Below are 17,329 nucleotides of genomic sequence, written 5' to 3' on the forward strand. Positions count from 1 at the left end.
GCCGACACATTCAGGGGAGGGGTCTGTGATGAAAATTCTGGTTCGCGCGGCTTTGCTTGGCGCCACTGCCTTTGTCGCATGGGGGGCGGCGGCCGCTCAGGATAGCGCATGGAAGGCGGGGGCGGCGAAAGTTGAGATTACACCGGATGCGTCCAGGCTCAGCCCCGGCGACATCATTCGTGATCCCCTCTACGTCCGCGCCCTTGTCATCGCCAATGACAAGAGCTGCGCAGTCCTTGTCGGCGCCGATCTGATCGGCATATCCGACGCGGTCGTGGGGCAGGCGATCGCCCAAGCGGCAGAGATCACGGGGTGCCCGCAAGAGAATTTCGTCGTGTCGGCCACTCATACGCACAGCGCATCCGGCTCGTCGCGCTTGCGCGCGGGTGCGGGGCCGGACGCGCCTTGGCCATCGTCAAGGCGGTGACAATGGCCAAGGCCGCGTTGCGGCCTGCCACAATCGGCTTTGGCACGACGCAGGTGGACCTCAACATCAATCGCGACCTGTTGCGGGACAACCGCTGGGCACAGGGGCCCAATCCTGACGGACCATCCGACAAGACACTGGCGATTCTCGAAGCGCTGGGGGAGGATGGCCTGCCGATCGGCGTCTATCTCAACTACGCCATGCACCCGATCAATTTCTACATGTCGGGCGTCGTGAGCGCGGACGTGCCGGGCGAAGCCTCGCGCTATATCGAGCGGCGCTATGGCGACGCAACGGTGGCAATTTTCGCTCAAGGCGCTTCCGGTGACCAGAACCCCAGATTCACGCGGGCGCAGAATAGATTGAGTCGCGTGCGCAGGGGCGTGCCCGGCGCGTCGGACATGCGCGTTCTCGCGCGACTGGCAGAGGGCCAGCCGAGCGCCGGAGTGTCGATGGCCGACCGTATGGCCGCGTTGGGCAGCCCTGTGCCAGCACAAAGGCGGGCGGACTATCTTGCTGCGGTCGAGGACGTCAGCCAGATCGTCGCGGCAGGGGGAGCGCTTCTCGGGGAGAGCGCCATTGATCTCATGCATTTCGGCACGTTGGCGCGCAGCCGGCAGGGGGTGATTGCGGGCGTGGTCAGGCAGTTGCAATGTCCGGGGCGAGACCGGCTGGACCGGGACAATCCCGTCCGGGAAGGCGCCGCTCCGCCTTATGCCGACGGGGAACCGGTGACGATCCGCGCGGGCATGCTGAAGATCGGCCTGGTCTATATCAGCGCGATCAATGGCGAGGTCTACAGCGAGATCGGCACGCGTCTCAAGCGTTCCACCCCTGGCTTGCAATTGATGATGACCTCGCTGGCCAACGGATCGGCCAATTCCGGCTATATTTATTCCGACACTGCGCGCTCGCATTTGACCTTTCAGGTCATTGGGTCTCGCCTGCAGCCGGGCTGCGCCGAAGACGCCATCGTGAGATCCGCACTCGAGATGATCGACGAATTGAAATGATGGGGTGGGCGAGTCGGCGTTCATTTGAACCCCATTTATTGGTCAGGCAAATGTCGGTCGGTATCCCGTTGGCCGTGCCGTTCCACCGGTCCTGCAATAAAATCGGAGTAGAATCAGATATTTGTAAAGGTTTTGGTCCTACAGTTCTTGCCTGTGCAGTCATCATTTCTCTGTCGGGCATGCTGACCAAATTGTCATTGCAATTGCTATATTGTCGTGCAAACTGGTAAAACCAATAAGGGCAAACAGGGAGAGGGAATGTGCGCCTGAAAGCATGGATGCTTGCCGGTGGCAGCGCGATAATCATCGCCACGCCCATGGGGGCAATAGCTCAGTCTCAAACATCATCTACGGCTGCGCCGCAGTCTTCGGCATCGTCGCAAGAAGGTGGCGTCGAGCAGATCATCGTCAGCGCTTCGCGCATCGATCGTGCAGGATTTATTGCGCCCAGTCCGACCGTCGTCATCGGCGCAGAGCTGTTGCAGGACAGGGCGGCGGTTAACGTCGCCGACGTCATCAACGAGGTTCCGTCCTTCCGGCGCAGTCAGGCTCCGGAAAGCGGCGGCATCGGCAATTCCGGCGCGAACAATGCCGATTTGCGTGGCCTGGGCGCGGTGCGCACGCTTGTCCTCCTGGACCGGATGCGCTTGCCAGCCGTCAATGTGCCCGGCTCGGCGGTGGCCGGCGCGACCGATCTCAATCTCATTCCCTCGGCCCTGATCCAGCGCATCGACGTGGTGACGGGCGGCGCGTCTGCGGCTTATGGCTCGGATGCCGTTGCTGGCGTGCTCAACCTGCAGCTCAATACCCGGCTGGATGGCATCAAGGGTTCGGTGCAATGGGGGCAGACCAAATATGGCGACGCCGATGACATGTTCGCCTCGCTTGCATTCGGAACGCAGTTCGCGGGCGGTCGCGGGCGTTTCGTCATTGGCGGCGAATATGGCAGCAATGACGGCACCGATCTTTTCAATGACAAGCGGCCCTGGGGAAGGCGCAACGTCAGCAGCGTCACGCTGCCGAACAATCGGGCCGCCGGACTGCCGGCCAACCTGATTACCGACGATGTGATTTTCGGCATGCTGACGACGGGCGGCCTGATCAGCCCGACCGCTGCCGGCAATCCAGCGGCGCTGCGTAATCTGCAGTTCGTCGTCGGGCCGAACGGAACCGTGACGACTGCGCCCTTCAAAGCCGGGCTCTATCAGGGCCAGATCGGCACCAACATGGTCGGCGGAACCAATGTGTCGCCCTATCAGGTGCTCCGCGCCAACACGCAGCGCTACAATCTCGCGGCACATGCCGAATATGATCTCTCCGACAGCCTGACGTTATGGGCGCGCGGACTCTACTCCAACACCGAGGCGCAGAATATCAGCGCCCAGATTAGAGCGGCGACGGGCGGGACGACCGGTTTCCTTTCGATCAGCCGCAACAATCCCTATCTGCAGCAGGCGCTGACGCCAGCCCAGCTCGCGCTCATCCCCGCCAACGGGTCGCTGACGGTCGGCTATCTCGGCAATGATTTCGGTCCGCCGATCCTGCGCAACGCCAGCAAGACCTACAGCCTGTCCAGCGGCTTGCGCGGCGAACTGGGTGGTTCCTGGCGGTGGGATGCGGCCGTTCAATATGGCCGTAACAGAAGCTCGCTGGACCAGGCCAATACGCCCATCACCGCGAATTTCCTGAACGCGGTCAATGCCGTCACGTTGAACGGGCAGATCGTCTGCGCAAATGCCGCGGCGCGCGCGGCCGGCTGTCAGCCGATCAACATTCTCGGGCGTGCCAGCTATTCGCCGGCAGCCTACAATTACGCGTTCGGCACGACCCACGCAGTGGCGGAAACAACCTTGTTCGAGGCGAATGCCAACCTTAACGGGGATCTGTTTTCTCTGTGGGCGGGACCAGTTTCGGCAGGCGTCGGCGCCTCTTACCGGCGTGAAACCTTCGTCACCGACGCAGACGATCTGAGCCAGGCCGGTGCCTTCATGGCACGCGCACCCCGCGATTTTCCGAAGGCAAGCCAGTCGGTCAAGGAGGCCTATCTCGAGACGATCGTTCCGCTGTTGAGTGCGGACTGGGTCACGGGCTCGCTTGAATTCAACGGTGCCATCCGCCTGACGGACTATAGCGTCTCCGGCGAGGTGACGACGTGGAAAGCGGGTCTGGTCTGGAAACCGATCCCCGACATTCTGTTCCGGGGCACGCTCTCGCGGGATATTCGCGCACCCAGCCTGACGGAACTGTTCACAGCGGCCGTGGCGACTGTGCCCCGCCCGATCTATGCCGATCCCCGCGCCGGGTTCGCCGGGCAGCCCTCTTATGCGTATGACGTCGTCACGGGCGGCAATGCCGGCCTGACCCCGGAAATCGCCAAGACGTTTAGTGTAGGCGCTGTGTTCAACCCGCAATTCCTGTCGCGGCTGAACATCTCGGCGGATTATTTCCAGATCAAGATCCAGGACGCCATCGGCGCAACCGGAGCGGGCACGTCGCTGACCAACTGTCTGGGCACGGGCACGGCGGATCTGAGCAGCCCCTATTGCTCGCTGATCACCTTCGCCAATAACGATCCTGCGAACGGCGCTGTGCTCTCGGTGTTGGCGCAGAACGCCAACTTTGCCGAATTCAAGACCCGCGGCATCGACATGGCGTTGTCCTACATGCAGCCGGTCGATGAGATATTCGCCGGTGCGCAAGGACGCATCACGCTCAGCGCACAAGCCACCCGCACGCTGGAATATCGCTCGACCTTCGACGTTTCGCTGGCCTACCCCAATGGTGTGAACCGTGCGGGGCAGACCGGTGCGATCTTCGGCGGGACAGCTGGCGTGCCGAAGTGGGTGGTGAACACTTCTCTCGCCTATCGCGGCACGCGGTTGGAAACGAGCGTCAACTTCCGCTGGATCAGCCGGAGCAAGTTCAACAACGCCTTCATCGGGCCGGACGAGCCGGGCTACAGCCCGACGCTGATCAACAGCATCAACAACAACATCGTCCCAGCGCGCGGCTATGTAAACCTGAGCGTGGCCTACAATGTGGGTTCGCAAGACCGGAAGGTGCAGATCTATGGCACGGTCAACAACCTGTTGAACCAGGAGCCGCCGCTCCCCGCCGTCAATAACAACGCCTGGTACGATCTGCTGGGCCAGAGCTTCAGGGTCGGGGTCCGCTTCGATCTCTAGAGGTTCTGAAAACTGACTGCAGTGGGAGGGGCAGATGCGCGCATTGGCAGGGATGAAACGGCTCGGCACGAGCCTGACAATTCTGGGTCTGGAGCTCTCATCTGCCTCCCTCCTTCACGCTCAGGTGCCCGGGCTGGCGGCACTGCATGTCGCGACGGCACAGGGGCAAATTCAGGGCGTCGCCACCGAAACCGGGGCAGCCTATCTGGGCGTGCCCTATGCGGCGCCGCCGGTCGGAGAGCTGCGGTGGCGATCACCGGCCCCGCCGCGCGCCTGGGCCGGCGTGAAGCAGGCCGACCATTATGGTCCACCCTGTGCTCAGGCGCCGCTGCGCGGGCAAACCGCGGTATCCAGCATCAGCAGCGAAGATTGCCTGACCCTCAATATCTGGGTGCCACGTGCGTCGGCGGAGCCAAAGCTGCCGGTCATGGTCTGGGTCCATGGCGGCGGTTTTCAGAACGGCATGGGCAGCAGTCCGACCTATGATGGCGTTGCCCTCTCCCGGCACGGGGTCATCGTGGTCACGCTCAACTATCGGCTCGGCGCGTTCGGCTTCTTCGCGCATCCACAGCTGACAGCAGAATCGCTCCATAAATCCTCCGGCAATTTCGGATTGGAAGACCAGATCGCCGCGCTGCGATGGGTTGCGGCGAACATCGCGCAATTCGGCGGTGATCCGGCCAATGTCACTCTGTTTGGTCAGTCGGCCGGCGGCGCCAGCGTTCTTGATCTGGTGACCTCCGATGTGACGGACGGGCTGTTCGCGCACGCCATCATCCAGAGCGGCGCGGCGCGTAGCAGCATTGCGCCCCTCAATATGGCCGATGCGGAGCGGGAGGGCGAGAGCTTCGCCAACGGCCTCCCGCTATCGGCCTTGCGTGGCCTGGATACGGCGGCGGTCATCGAGATGGCGCAGGCGGCTGGCCAATCCGGCGCGCGCTTCTCGCCAGTGCAGGATGGCTACATCATCACCCGCGCCGCCACGGACGCCATCTCTGACCAGCGGCGCAAGCCCATCCCGCTGCTGATCGGCAGCAACGCGCGGGAAGGGCTGGCGGTTCTGCCGCCGGACAAGCTCGATGCTGCGATGGCCAGCGCGTTCGGTGCGAATGCGGCTGCGGCCCGCGCGGCTTATGGCTTGTCCGCCGCGATGCCGCCGGCGCCCGATCGCCTGATGGGAACGGTGGCGGAGCAATTCTCGACCGACAGCAGCTTTCGCTGCGGCGCCGTGCAGATCGCAGCAGCATCGGCAAGAGCGGGAGGGCCGGTCTGGCACTATCAGTTCGAGCAGTTCGTGCCCGGCCGTGAGGCGCGGGGCGCTGCGCATTCGTTCGAGGTGCCCTATGTGTTCGGCAATCTGCTGACCACGGGGTTTTCGGCTGCCGATTACAAGGCGGCCGACCGCCGTCTCTCTGATCTGATGGTCGAATATTGGACCAATTTCGCCAAGACCGGAAATCCAAATGGCGCAAAGCTGCCCGTTTGGCCGGCCTACCAGAAGGATCGCCGCGCCTATGCGCGGTTCTCCTCGGATCACCCCGGCGCGGTGGAACTCGGGACGGATCTGCGCGGCGAGATCTGCCGGCTTTTCCCCTGATCGATATCAACGAGGAGCAAGGATGTTATGAAGAGACCATTTGAGCCTGCCGTAAGAGCGCTGTCCCTGGCCGGTCTGGCCGCGCTGCTTTTCTCGGGAGCCGCGCCTGCGCTGGCCCAGAGCCAGGCCGGCGCGCAGCAGACAGCAGCAAAGCCGGCACCCAAGATGCGCTCGCGTTTGATGACGACGCTGACCGGGTGGGAAGTGGAAGACTATCTCAAGCGCAACGATGTCATTTTCGTGCCAGTTGGCCCGGTTGAGCAGAATGGCGGCAATCCGACGGATGTCGAATATGTCATCCCCCTCGCTTATGCGCAGGAACTGGCCGAGAAAGCGGACGGGCTCGTGATGCCCTACCTCGCTTATTTCTATCCCGGCGGGACGACGACCAGCCGGGGCACGGTGTATGTCTCGACATCCGACAGTCTGCCCTACCTCAAAGCGTTGACCCGCTCGCTCATTCGTCAGGGGTTCCGCCGCATCATTTTCCTTACCTCGCACGGCCCGTCCCAGCAGACCATGCTGCCGCTGGTCCGCGAAATTTTCGATGAAGAGCATGTTCCGGTGCTGTGGATGGGGACGGACATGGTCCGCAAGTCGGAGCCGGGTCAGCCGCGCCCCGGCTTCGGTGACGGTCCGCCCAATGGCCGCAATCTGGTGAGCTATGGCGCCTATCAGCTGGTCGGCCGTCTCAACGATATGCCGGTCGGCCTCAGCCAACCTGAGCATGAGATCGAGCGCGATCCCAGTGCCGTGTCGCGCTATGTCCCTCCGTTCAGCGGCACGCCTGCCGGCAGTTTCTATCCCGATGCGGTGCTGCACGGGGGCTTCGTCAAGCCGGTGACCGAACAGGAGCGGGCGCAGTGGGGGCGAGAGGGGGCCGACCTTATTCGCTCCCAGGTCGCCTCCTTCGACGTGAACGGCCTGCTCACCGAATTGCGCAAGCGCGACGAGTTCACCAAGAAGCTCGAGAAGAAATATGGCGATCTTTTGCCCGGCAGAGGTCGCTAAAGGCGGACGGCACCGCCCCGCCCGGGAACGGCGGGGCGATCGCCACAATCAAATGCGCGCTGTTCAACAAAGTGGCAGGGATTGCGCTGGCCAGCGCGCTGCCGACATGAGATGGGTCCGGCCATGCGGTTCAAGGGCCTTGATCTCAACCTGCTCTACGCGCTCAGCGTATTGCTCGATGAACGCAGCGTCTCGCGTGCCGCGGCGCGGGTCAATATCAGCCAGCCGGCCATGAGCGCGGCATTGACCCGTCTGCGCGAACATTTTGCGGATGACTTGCTGGTCCAGGTCGGCCGGCGCATGGTCCCGACCGCTTATGCCGAGAGCCTCCAGCCGCTGGTCTCCCAGTTGATCGAGCAAGCGGACCAGATCCTGTCGACATCCAGCACGTTCGATCCGGCGATCTCCAACCGTCGGTTCCGCATCAGCGTGTCGGATTATATGATGACTGTGCTGATCGGCCCGCTGATGCGCAGCCTCGGGACGATCGCGCCGGGCATCCGCATCGATGTCTATCCGACAGGGCCTGATGCGACGAGCTTTCTCGAGAAGGGCGAGGTCGATCTGGTCATCTGCCCCGAGCAATATCTATCCCCCGCGCACCCCAGCGAGATGCTGCTGGAAGATGAGCATGTCGTCATCGGCTGGGCGGGCAATCCGGCGCTGGCGGGGCCGCTGGATCGCGAGACGCTCTTCTCGCTGGGCCATGTCGCCGTTCGCTTCGGCCAGTCGCGCGAGAGCACTTTTGCCGAGCAGCAGGTTTTTCCGCAGCAGGACAAGCAGCGCACGGAACTCACGACGAACAGCTTTTCGAGCGTACCCAGCCTGATCGTGGGGACGATGCGCGTGTCCTTCCTGCAGAAGCGGCTCGCGGATGCCTTTATCGATCAATTGCCCATCGTCGTGCGCCCGGACCCCCTTGGCCTGCCGCCGCTTCGGGAAATGGTCCAGTACCATGCCGCCCGTGCGAATGACGCCGGGATCCTCTGGCTGGTGCGGCAAATGCACCATATCCTCCACACCGAATGACCTATCCATAATCTTGATGGAACTGTATCTGAACAATTCATTTTTCAGATTTTCTACGCGACGATAGAACAGGCCCAAGGCCCGCTTCAGGGCTGCCATGCGCGCGGAGAGGGAGGTCGAAAGCTGCCGCACATGCTGTGCCTGCATCCGCGCTTCGCCCCTCGCCCCTCTCATCAACAGAATCATCGGACATAGACCATGCAGAGCCTGAACATTCTCGTCATCGGCGGCGGCATTGGTGGCCTGACCTCGGCCATCGCGCTGCGCAAGCAGGGGTTCTCCGTAACGGTGATCGAGCGTGATCCCAGCTGGAGCGTCTATGGGGTCGGCATCATCCAGCAGGGCAATGTCCTGCGCGCGGCGCACATGCTGGGCATATTGGACGACTATGCCGCGGCCGGCGTCGGTTTCGATGCCGTCGAGGTGTTCGCGCCCAATGGCGTCCAGGTGGCGCGGGTGCCATCGCCGCGCCTGCTGCCGGATTATCCCGCCAATCTCGGTGTCGGCCGCAGGCAGCTCCAGAAGGTGCTGGGCGATGCGGCACAAGGCGCCGGCGCCGAGATCCGCCTGGGCGTGACGGCGCAAGCGATCAGCGACGGGGATGACGCCGTCGAGGTGGCGTTCTCGGATGGCAGCGCAGGTCGTTTCGATCTGGTGATCGGCGCGGATGGCGTCTTTTCCAAGACGCGTGAGATGATCCTGCCGGACGCGGAAAAACCGCAGTTCACAGGGCAGGCCGTGTGGCGCTATAATCTCCCGCGCCCGGCCGATCTCGATGCGCTGCAGGTCTATAACGGGCCGATTGGCGCCGGTCTCGTGCCGATCAGCCCGGACCTCATGTATCTGTATGTCACCACACCGGAGCCGGGCAATCCCTGGTATCCGCGCGAGGGCCTGGCTGCAGCGATGCGCGCCAAGCTCGCCGGCTGCGCCCCGGCCTTGCAGGCGCTGGCCGAGCAGATCGTCGATGACGAGGAGGTCGTCTATCGTCCGCTGGAAGGCATGCTGGTCGAAGGCCCGTGGAGCAAGGGGCGGGTGGTGCTGATCGGCGATGCCGTCCACGCCACCACGCCGCATTTGGGGCAGGGCGCCGGCATGGCGATCGAAGACAGTATCGTGCTCGCCGAGGAACTGGCCCGTCACGCCTCCGTCGAAGAAGCGTTCGCGGCTTATCATGATCGCCGCTTCGAGCGCTGCGCCTACATCGTGCGCGCCAGCCTAGCCATTTGCATGGGCCAGATCGGAAAAGGCCCGCCCGTCGACAACGCCAAGGCCACCGCCGAAATGTTCGCGCGCACGGCCGAGCCGATTTGAAAGGAACTGAAGATGAGCCGCGTCACCGAAATTCGCTATGTCGGCTATGCCGTCACCGATTTTGCCACCGAGTCCAGCTTCTATGAGGGCCAATGGGGCCTTGAGCGCGTGCCCAGCGACGATGGCATGGCGTGGTTCAAGACGCAGGGGCATGACGAGCATCATGTCGTCCGCCTGCGGCCCAGCGACGAGAACCGTGTCGATGTGATCGCCCTGGCTGCCGATAGCCGCGCCGATGTCGATGCGCTGTGCGAGAGGGTGCGGGCCTCGGCGGCCAAGCTGGTGAGCGAGCCGCAGGATTTGACCACGCCCGGCGGCGGCTATGGCTTTCGCTTCTTCACGCCCGATGGCCTGCTGATAGAGGTCTCGTCGGATGTCGCACGTGGCGAGGCGCGCGAGATCACGCGCTGGGAAGGCCTGCCGGTCAAGATCAGCCACATCGTGCTGCATTCGCCGGATCATCAGGCCGCCGTGCGCTTCTTCTGCGATGTGCTGGGCTTCAAGGTTTCCGACTGGCTGGGCGATTTCATGTGCTTCCTGCGCTGCAACAGCGCGCATCACCGCATCGCGCTGCTGCCCGGGCCGCCGTGCCTCAATCACGTTGCTTATGACATGACCGATGTCGACGGCATGATGGCGGGTATCAGCCGCCTCAAGCAGAACAAGACCGATATTCGCTGGGGGCCGGGGCGCCATACGGCCGGCGACAATACCTTCTCCTACTTTGTCACGCCCTCGGGCTTCGCGGTTGAATATACGGCTGAACTGGAAGACGTGGACTTCGAAACGCATGAGCCCAAGGTCCATGTGCCCGCGCCGCGCGTGATGGATCAGTGGGGAATCGGCGTCGGCGGTCCGCAGACCATGCCCCATCCGGAGGCCAATCCCGGCTTGTTCGTGGCAGTGGAGGCCTGATCCGTGGCGTTGTTCGAATATTTCCCTAACTACATCTGGAACCTCTCGGTCGCCATCGCGCTGGAGAGCGGCGGGCGCATCGGCGAGATCGTCGATATGTGCCAGCCGATCAAGGATGCCGCCGCCAGCGGCGCTGACGCCGGCACACCGCAGTTCATGGCGCAATGGGTGCGGGTGGCGGATACGCTGGTCAGCCTTGCCGATGAGGACATCGCAAAGGGCCGGGCCATCTCGGCATCCGAGAAGCTGGAGCGAGCTGCGCTCTACCTCTTCGTGGCGGAGCGGATGCAGGGCCATGGTTCCCCGGGCCGCGAGGAAACCTACGCCCGGGCGCTGTCGATCTTCGCCCAGTCGACCGATCTCGGCAAGATCAACCGCGAACGGGTGGAGATCCCGCTCGGCGATGGCAGCATGATGTCGGCGCTCTACACGCGGGCGCCCGGCGAGGGGCCGCGGCCGGTGGTCGTCTACTGCAATGGCCTCGATAGCTGCAAGGAACTGCTCTACTGGTCACGCCTGCCCGAGGCGCTGGCCCGACGCGGTGTCTCGACGCTCTGCGTCGATCAGCCCGGCACCGGCGAGGCGCTGCGGTTGCACAATCTGCCGGTCGATCCGCATAGCGAAAACTGGGCATCGAAAGCCGTCGACTGGCTGGAGACCCAGCCGGATGCCGACCCCAAGCGCATCGGCATGACGGGCATCTCGCTCGGCGGCCACTTCGCGCCGCGCGCCGTCGCCTTCGAGCCGCGCTTCGCCAGCGGTGCCTGCTGGGGCGCCAACCACAATTGGCGGGAAGTGCAGGACAAGCGCATCCGCCGCGAAGGCGAGAACCCCGTACCGCACTACTGGGCGCATGTGTTCTGGGCATTCGGCGCGAAAGACATGGAGGATTTCCTCGCTAAATCCGAGGACATGAACCTCAATGGCCGCATGGATGGCGTGCGCGTGCCCTTCCTGGTCACCCACGGCGCACATGACCGCCAAATCAGCGTGGAATATGCCCATGACTGCTACGCGCAACTGGTCAACAGCCCCCGGCGCGAACTCAAGATCTTCACCGAGCGCGAAGGCGGGGTGGAGCATGTCGGCGCCGACAATATGTCTTACGGGCGCGATTATATTGCTGACTGGTTCGCCGAGACGCTGGGTGGCCATACCGATTGATCGAAAAAGAAATTCGTCGGGTGCTGACGTCGCTTCCCGCCGCCCGTCGTTTTCGCAAGTCGGCATACCTCTTATTAGAATGTCTTGTTTCCGCATCCAGCAGGTTGGGAGCGCGATAAGGGGACTAAGTTCTGCGAGGTACGGCGGGTCGGTCTATTGTCGGTGCAAATCGTTTAAGGTTCGAGAGCGGACCGGCGCAGGCTCGCCTCCTTTCGGCACGGCCGAGAGTCAGGAAGACATCGTACGCATTTTATCCATGGTTTCCATTGAGGATGCACCCCACAATATGAGGACTATCGAGCGCGCGCTGAATGTTTTGCGTGACGCAACGGCCGCGAAGGGCAAGGTGGAGACCCGTGGGGGTCGCGCTCGCGCTGTGGGTGCTGCGCGAGCGCTGCCCGGACGGATGGCTGGTCGCGTTCTGAAGTGGGAGGATCCGACCATGAGATTGCGCGCAATCAGGGATTGCACGCTGCCTATAATGGCATTGTGAGACAGCTGAGCACCAGGGGAGGTCTGTTCGAAGACGCTGCGAGGATGAAATGAGGCCGCTGCATTCCAATAACGGTCCCTCAACCTCCAATTGCGCAGGAACGAGTACGCATGGCCAATGGCTGGGCACTCGAGGGCGCTGTTGAGGACCAAATCGAAGACAGCGTGAAAGATGCGCTGGCACCAGAGCGTGCTCGTATGCCGGCAGGTTCTGGTCGCGCCGATTGTGAGGAATGTGGATAGCTAATCCCGCAGGCACGCCGCGAAGCTCTGCCCGGTGCCCGGACATGCGTGGCCTGCCAGTCTGGCCGCGACAAGCACCGGGCTTTTTCCTGCATCAACCGGCGCGGCAGTAAGGATAGCCAACTGCGCTGATGGTGAGCGGTCAAAATCTCACGCCATCGGGGCACTGCTAGCCGCAGTCGCCAACTTAGCAAACATTTAGCGTACAAATGCTGGAGTTCAGAAGCGGCCGTTCATTAATAACCTAAATGTCGTTTCGCCGGGATTGTAGCGTCGCCATTACCGGATGGTCGGTTATTGATGGGCATTGCCGGCATGAAATCGTCAAATTTCAGATATGTACCAAATCGGGGCAGTCTCAATCCCGCGATAGCGGAGCCAAATCAGCCCCCCACGCATTGTGGTTAACGCGCATGCCATACAATGGTGGGCTGAGGGGGAGGAATGGTCACGATATCGAAGACCGAGGTGGCCGCAGACCACATATTTGCAGAGCCGGACGGTGGGCGCCCGATCGATCAGGACGGACAATCTGACCGGGTTGCAGACGATCTGGACTGGATACTGAGCAAGTTCGCCGGTCGCGTCTTTGCGGACGAGGCGGTTCTTTCCCTTCATCGCGACGATAACAGCCCAGAGCTGCTTGCGCGAGTGAGCCCCAACCGCGCCTTGCTCTCCGATCCGCACTTGGCGGTTGCGATCGCATGTCAAGATACCGACGCGCTTCATTATACCGGTCAAGGTGCGCGTGTTGCTTGGCACGAACTGACGCAGGTCGAGGAAGCAAAGCGTGCGATGACCTTGGCCGTGGCACAACATGGTGGGCTGCGCCTGATCCTCACGGCGCTTTACCGTCATGCCAACATGGTCCAGCGGCTGGCCGCCGAGCAGATGGCCAAGAAGCTGCAGCCCGTGCTTGCGGGCTATTTTCGCCTCTGGCTGCATGCGCGAAGCCAGCAGCGGGCCTTGATCGCCTATAAGTCGGCGCTCGACCTGAGCGACGTGGCGATTATCATTCTTGACGGCCACGGCGCGGTGATCGGCGAGAATGCCGTCGCCACGCTGATGTTCCAGAAGCGGGATGTGGTGCACAAGTCGCGCTATTCGCTTGTTGCCGTCAATCGCGGCGAGACCACCAAGCTGCACGCGGCCATGGACCATGCGTCGCACGATGGCGAAGCGGTGCTGATCAGCCTGAGCCGGAAGAATTATCGCCGGCCTCTCATGGCCCTTTTATCGCCGACATTCACGCGCCCGGAAATTTCCGCGGATCCTTCTTTCGTCCTGTGCATTTATGATTCGGACACGGACGTAACCCTGGCGCTCCAGCGCTGTTGCGACGCCTATCGGCTCACCAAGACCGAGGGTCAGCTGGTCCACCATCTGGTTTGCGGCCTCGCACTGAATGATGCTGCCGCCCGGATGAAAATCGCGGAGGCCACCGCGCGAAGTTATTTGAAACAAATCTTCGGAAAAACGGCCACCCATCGGCAATCTGATCTTATCAGGGTGATGTTATCGAGCATTGCTCGAACATCATTGGGTCATTTTTCCGCCCTCTGATTCAGAAGCCCGATTCCCTCTTATTATTCTGAGACTTTCGTTCGTCTTCACAATTATCACACTCACCCCCAAATGAGGGTTACTCATACAGCGCTATGAGGGGGGAAGAGATAGTTCGGTGGGGGTGAAGGTTAATTCGTCGTTAACCTATTCAGGGTGGGTCTCCGCGGAGGCGGAGTCGATGCGTCGATCGGGGAAAGCCCCGAGGGCGGCGTGGGAACCCTGAAAGGACGACAATCGATGAAAACTCTACTTATCACGGCCTCGGCCGCCGCGCTTATCGCGGCATCGCCCGCGCTGGCGCAGGACGGCAACACCGTCAGCGATAGCGGCAACAACAGCTGGATGGCCGAATCCACCACCACCACCACCAGCGACAGCGGCAACAGCGCCTGGACCGCAAACACGTCCACGAACGTGGCCACCAACACGGATAACAGCGTTGCCGACAGTGGTAACGATATGTCGAACAACTCGGTCAACACCGCCGACAGCGGCAACACGATGACGTCCGACAGCGGCAATTCTGCCTGGACGGCCAACACCACCACGAACACGGACAACAGCGTGGCGGACAGCGGCAATAGCGCCACCACAACCACCACCAGCGACAGCGGCAATTCGGCTTGGACCTCCAATGCCACCACCAACACCGACAACAGCGTCGATGTGGCGGACAGCGGCAACGACATGTCGAATAACTCGGTGAACACCGCTGACAGTGGTAACACCACAACCACGACGAGCGACAGCGGCAACTCGGCCTGGACGTCCAACGCCACGACCAACACCGACAATAGCGTCGATATTGCCGACAGTGGCAATGACATGTCCGACAACAGCCTCACTGTCTCCGACAGCGGCAATGATATGTCGAACAACTCGGTGAACACCGCCGACAGCGGTAACACCAGCACGAGCGACAGCGGCAACAGCGCCTGGACGTCGAACACCACCACGAACACGTCCACGGACAACAGCGTCGCCGATAGCGGCAACGACATGTCCAATAATTCGGTGAACACGGCCGACAGCGGCAATGACTCGTCCACGCACGACATGTCGGACAACAGCTCCGCTTCGGGCGCGCAGGTTGCGGCCAACAATGGCGGCACGGCAACCGACAGCCGCGACATGTCCTCTCAGGATGACAGCTCGACCAACACCGTGGCCAGCAACAACAGCTGGGAAGACAATTCGGACAATTCCGATCACAGCTGGGCCTTCAGCGGCGGTGATACCGCAGCCGGTTCCGCCAAGTCGGATTCCGTCTTCGGTGACAGCGCCCTGGTCGCCAGCGCCAACCTCTCAAGCTATGTCACGGGCGTGAGCGTCAGCTTCGACGGTCGTGGCGGCGAGTCCCCGGTGGCTGATAACAGCATCCGCACGGGTGGCAGCGCATTCCAGAACTTTGCTGGCATGCAGGCGGTCAACCAGAACACCGGCGTTGGCGCATCGCAGAACGCGTCGGTGAGCGTGGCGGTCTCCGCGGGCGACATCACGCTTCGCTAAGCCTCTCCAACTGGCCGGCGATCTCCACCGCCGGCCAGTCTTTTCACATCATAAAGGGAGAGGATGCATGAACCGATTTCTATTCCGCCGGGCATGGCTTGTGACCTTGCCGTGCAGTTTTGCCTCGGCTGCCCTTGCGCAACCGCCATTTGAGGGCGCGGCGCCGCCCGTCGACGTCGCCACGCTCGAGCAGGTGACAGGCCGCGCGGATCTCAACCAGATCGCCCAGTCCGAGCATGTTGCCGCCGTATCGGACAGCAGCGTGAGCGGCAATTCCGTGACCGGGGCGGTGGCCATCGATGGGAACGCATTCCAGAACCTTTCCGGCCTGTCGATCATCAATGCCAATTCCGGCAACAACGTCGCGATCAATGCTTCGATGAACGTCAACATCGCCCTGCTGCCCGCACAATAATGGCGCGCATGCTCCTTGCCGCACTCATGCTGCTCTCCGGCTGCAGTGCGCAGGTGAGCGGAGGGCCGACGTTCCAGCTCGGAGCGGCGGGTCTTGGCGATGTCGCGCCGCCTGTCACATCGTTCGAGGACCGGCGATTTTTAACGGTTGTTCGGCAGCAATATGATTTCAGTTGCGGTTCGGCTGCCCTCGCCACGTTGCTGACTTATCATTATCGCCGGAGCAGGGCGGAAGCCGACGTGTTCAACGGCATGTGGCGCGTGGGAGACCGTGCGCAGATTACCCGGCTCGGCTTTTCGTTGCTCGACATGAAGCGCTACCTTGCCAATGCCGGCCTCAGCGCGGACGGATACAAGGTCTCGCTCGACCAAGTCGCTGCGGCAGGCGTGCCCGGCATCGCGTTGATCGAGGCGAACGGCTATCGCCATTTCGTCGTGGTCAAAGGCATCAGCGCGGAGGAGTTGCTGATCGGAGACCCCGCGCTCGGTCTGCGCACCATGTCGCGACCTGCGTTCCAGCGCGCATGGAACGGCATCTATTTCGTAATCGGCGAGGATACTGCAGTGGGCCGCAGCGCCTTCAATGGGGACCGGCAGTGGGCGGCCTTCTCCCGCGCACCGGTCGGCGCCGCATTCGTTCAGCCGCTCAGCCAGCAAGCACTGGCTTTGACTGCGCCCTTCATGAGGGACTTCTAGCCATGAACCGCCATCTCATCTCGGCCGTTGCAGCAGTTGTCCTCTGCAACCCCGTCTTCGCGCAACCGCCGGTCGAGGGACATGAGCCGGTTCCGGAGGATGTTCTTGCCGAAAGCCGCGGCAAATTCCTCCTCCCCAACGGTGTGGAAGTCGCCATGGCCGTACAGACCGATACGAGCGTCAACGGGCAATTGCTCCTGCGCAGTGTCTTCACCGTCGATCAGGGCGCGCCGCGCCTTGCCATCTACGCGCCACAGTCGACAAGGCAGCCCGATGCGCCAGGCACCAGCGGCCCCTCGCAACACGCGGGCAACCCGGGTGATGTCTGGGTCAGTTTCGACCGCGAGAGCGGTGTCTCGCTCGTCGAGCGGAGCTATCGTCCGAGCGTCGGCGCCGTCACCGTGAGTACGGGCGAGCAGGCGGAGATCGGCCTCAGCCCCGATGGATCGACACCACTCCCGCTAGGCCCGGGCGATCGCGCGCAGACCCAGAACGGCACGGTCGGGCTCGACCGGCTAGGCAGCGGTTTCAAGGTGACCTTGTCGCAGCAGGATCTGGAGGTCAGCCACGTGTTTGGGCAGGCCTTGGGCAGTGTGCTCCTCAACAGCGGTAACAACCGTGCGATCGAGACCAGCACGACGATCAACCTCGATCTGATGAACGCCACGCCCGCGACCGTCGGCTCGGCCATGCCGAGGATCGACAGCATGGCGCTTGACGCGACGCGGGATCTTATTCGTTGAAGGAAGGACAC

Annotated in this window: 14 protein-coding genes and 1 pseudogene; all 15 read left to right on the forward strand. The window is 62.5% G+C overall.

Features of this window, described 5'->3' with window-relative positions; translation table 11 throughout:
* Window positions 1-28 precede the first annotated feature (28 nt).
* Window positions 29-427, forward strand: a complete 399-nt coding sequence (locus tag M2336_RS05995) for a hypothetical protein (RefSeq protein ID WP_264592656.1) — start codon at window positions 29-31, stop codon at window positions 425-427.
* A gap of 2 nt (window positions 428-429) precedes the next feature.
* Entirely contained in the window at window positions 430-1,440 is a 1,011-nt protein-coding gene (locus M2336_RS06000; RefSeq protein WP_264574345.1) for a hypothetical protein, read from the forward strand.
* Window positions 1,441-1,700: 260 nt separating this feature from the next.
* Entirely contained in the window at window positions 1,701-4,625 is a 2,925-nt protein-coding gene (locus M2336_RS06005) for a TonB-dependent receptor plug domain-containing protein (RefSeq protein ID WP_264574346.1), read from the forward strand.
* A 34-nt stretch (window positions 4,626-4,659) separates the two neighbouring features.
* Entirely contained in the window at window positions 4,660-6,222 is a 1,563-nt protein-coding gene (locus tag M2336_RS06010; protein ID WP_264574347.1) for a carboxylesterase/lipase family protein, read from the forward strand.
* A 27-nt stretch (window positions 6,223-6,249) separates the two neighbouring features.
* The gene (locus tag M2336_RS06015) at window positions 6,250-7,233 is read left to right on the forward strand and encodes a creatininase family protein (RefSeq protein WP_264574348.1); all 984 of its coding nucleotides are present in this window, start codon (window positions 6,250-6,252) and stop codon (window positions 7,231-7,233) included.
* 123 nt (window positions 7,234-7,356) lie between these two features.
* On the forward strand, window positions 7,357-8,262 hold the full coding sequence (locus M2336_RS06020) for a LysR family transcriptional regulator (protein ID WP_264574349.1): 906 nt from the start codon (window positions 7,357-7,359) through the stop codon (window positions 8,260-8,262).
* A 198-nt stretch (window positions 8,263-8,460) separates the two neighbouring features.
* A complete protein-coding gene (locus M2336_RS06025) occupies window positions 8,461-9,576 on the forward strand; it encodes an FAD-dependent oxidoreductase (protein WP_264592657.1) in 1,116 nt (371 codons plus the stop codon).
* Between the two features lie 12 nt (window positions 9,577-9,588).
* Window positions 9,589-10,491: a VOC family protein gene (locus tag M2336_RS06030; protein ID WP_264574351.1), complete on the forward strand. Its 903-nt coding sequence runs from the start codon at window positions 9,589-9,591 to the stop codon at window positions 10,489-10,491.
* A gap of 3 nt (window positions 10,492-10,494) precedes the next feature.
* Window positions 10,495-11,655 carry an alpha/beta hydrolase family protein gene (locus tag M2336_RS06035; protein ID WP_264574352.1) on the forward strand — a complete coding sequence of 387 codons (1,161 nt, stop codon included), beginning with the start codon at window positions 10,495-10,497 and terminating at the stop codon, window positions 11,653-11,655.
* Between the two features lie 603 nt (window positions 11,656-12,258).
* Window positions 12,259-12,522, forward strand: a pseudogene (locus M2336_RS06040) (DksA/TraR family C4-type zinc finger protein).
* Window positions 12,523-12,834: 312 nt separating this feature from the next.
* Window positions 12,835-13,953: a helix-turn-helix transcriptional regulator gene (locus tag M2336_RS06045; RefSeq protein WP_264574353.1), complete on the forward strand. Its 1,119-nt coding sequence runs from the start codon at window positions 12,835-12,837 to the stop codon at window positions 13,951-13,953.
* Window positions 13,954-14,193: 240 nt separating this feature from the next.
* Window positions 14,194-15,465, forward strand: a complete 1,272-nt coding sequence (locus tag M2336_RS06050) for a hypothetical protein (protein ID WP_264574354.1) — start codon at window positions 14,194-14,196, stop codon at window positions 15,463-15,465.
* 67 nt (window positions 15,466-15,532) lie between these two features.
* Window positions 15,533-15,880, forward strand: coding sequence for a hypothetical protein (locus M2336_RS06055; RefSeq protein ID WP_264592658.1), 348 nt, complete (start codon window positions 15,533-15,535; stop codon window positions 15,878-15,880).
* A gap of 8 nt (window positions 15,881-15,888) precedes the next feature.
* Window positions 15,889-16,575, forward strand: coding sequence for a C39 family peptidase (locus M2336_RS06060; protein WP_264592659.1), 687 nt, complete (start codon window positions 15,889-15,891; stop codon window positions 16,573-16,575).
* A gap of 2 nt (window positions 16,576-16,577) precedes the next feature.
* The gene (locus tag M2336_RS06065) at window positions 16,578-17,318 is read left to right on the forward strand and encodes a hypothetical protein (protein ID WP_264574357.1); all 741 of its coding nucleotides are present in this window, start codon (window positions 16,578-16,580) and stop codon (window positions 17,316-17,318) included.
* The last annotated feature ends 11 nt before the right edge of the window (window positions 17,319-17,329 follow it).

This window comes from Sphingobium sp. B1D7B (assembly GCF_025961965.1).
Lineage (GTDB): Bacteria > Pseudomonadota > Alphaproteobacteria > Sphingomonadales > Sphingomonadaceae > Sphingobium.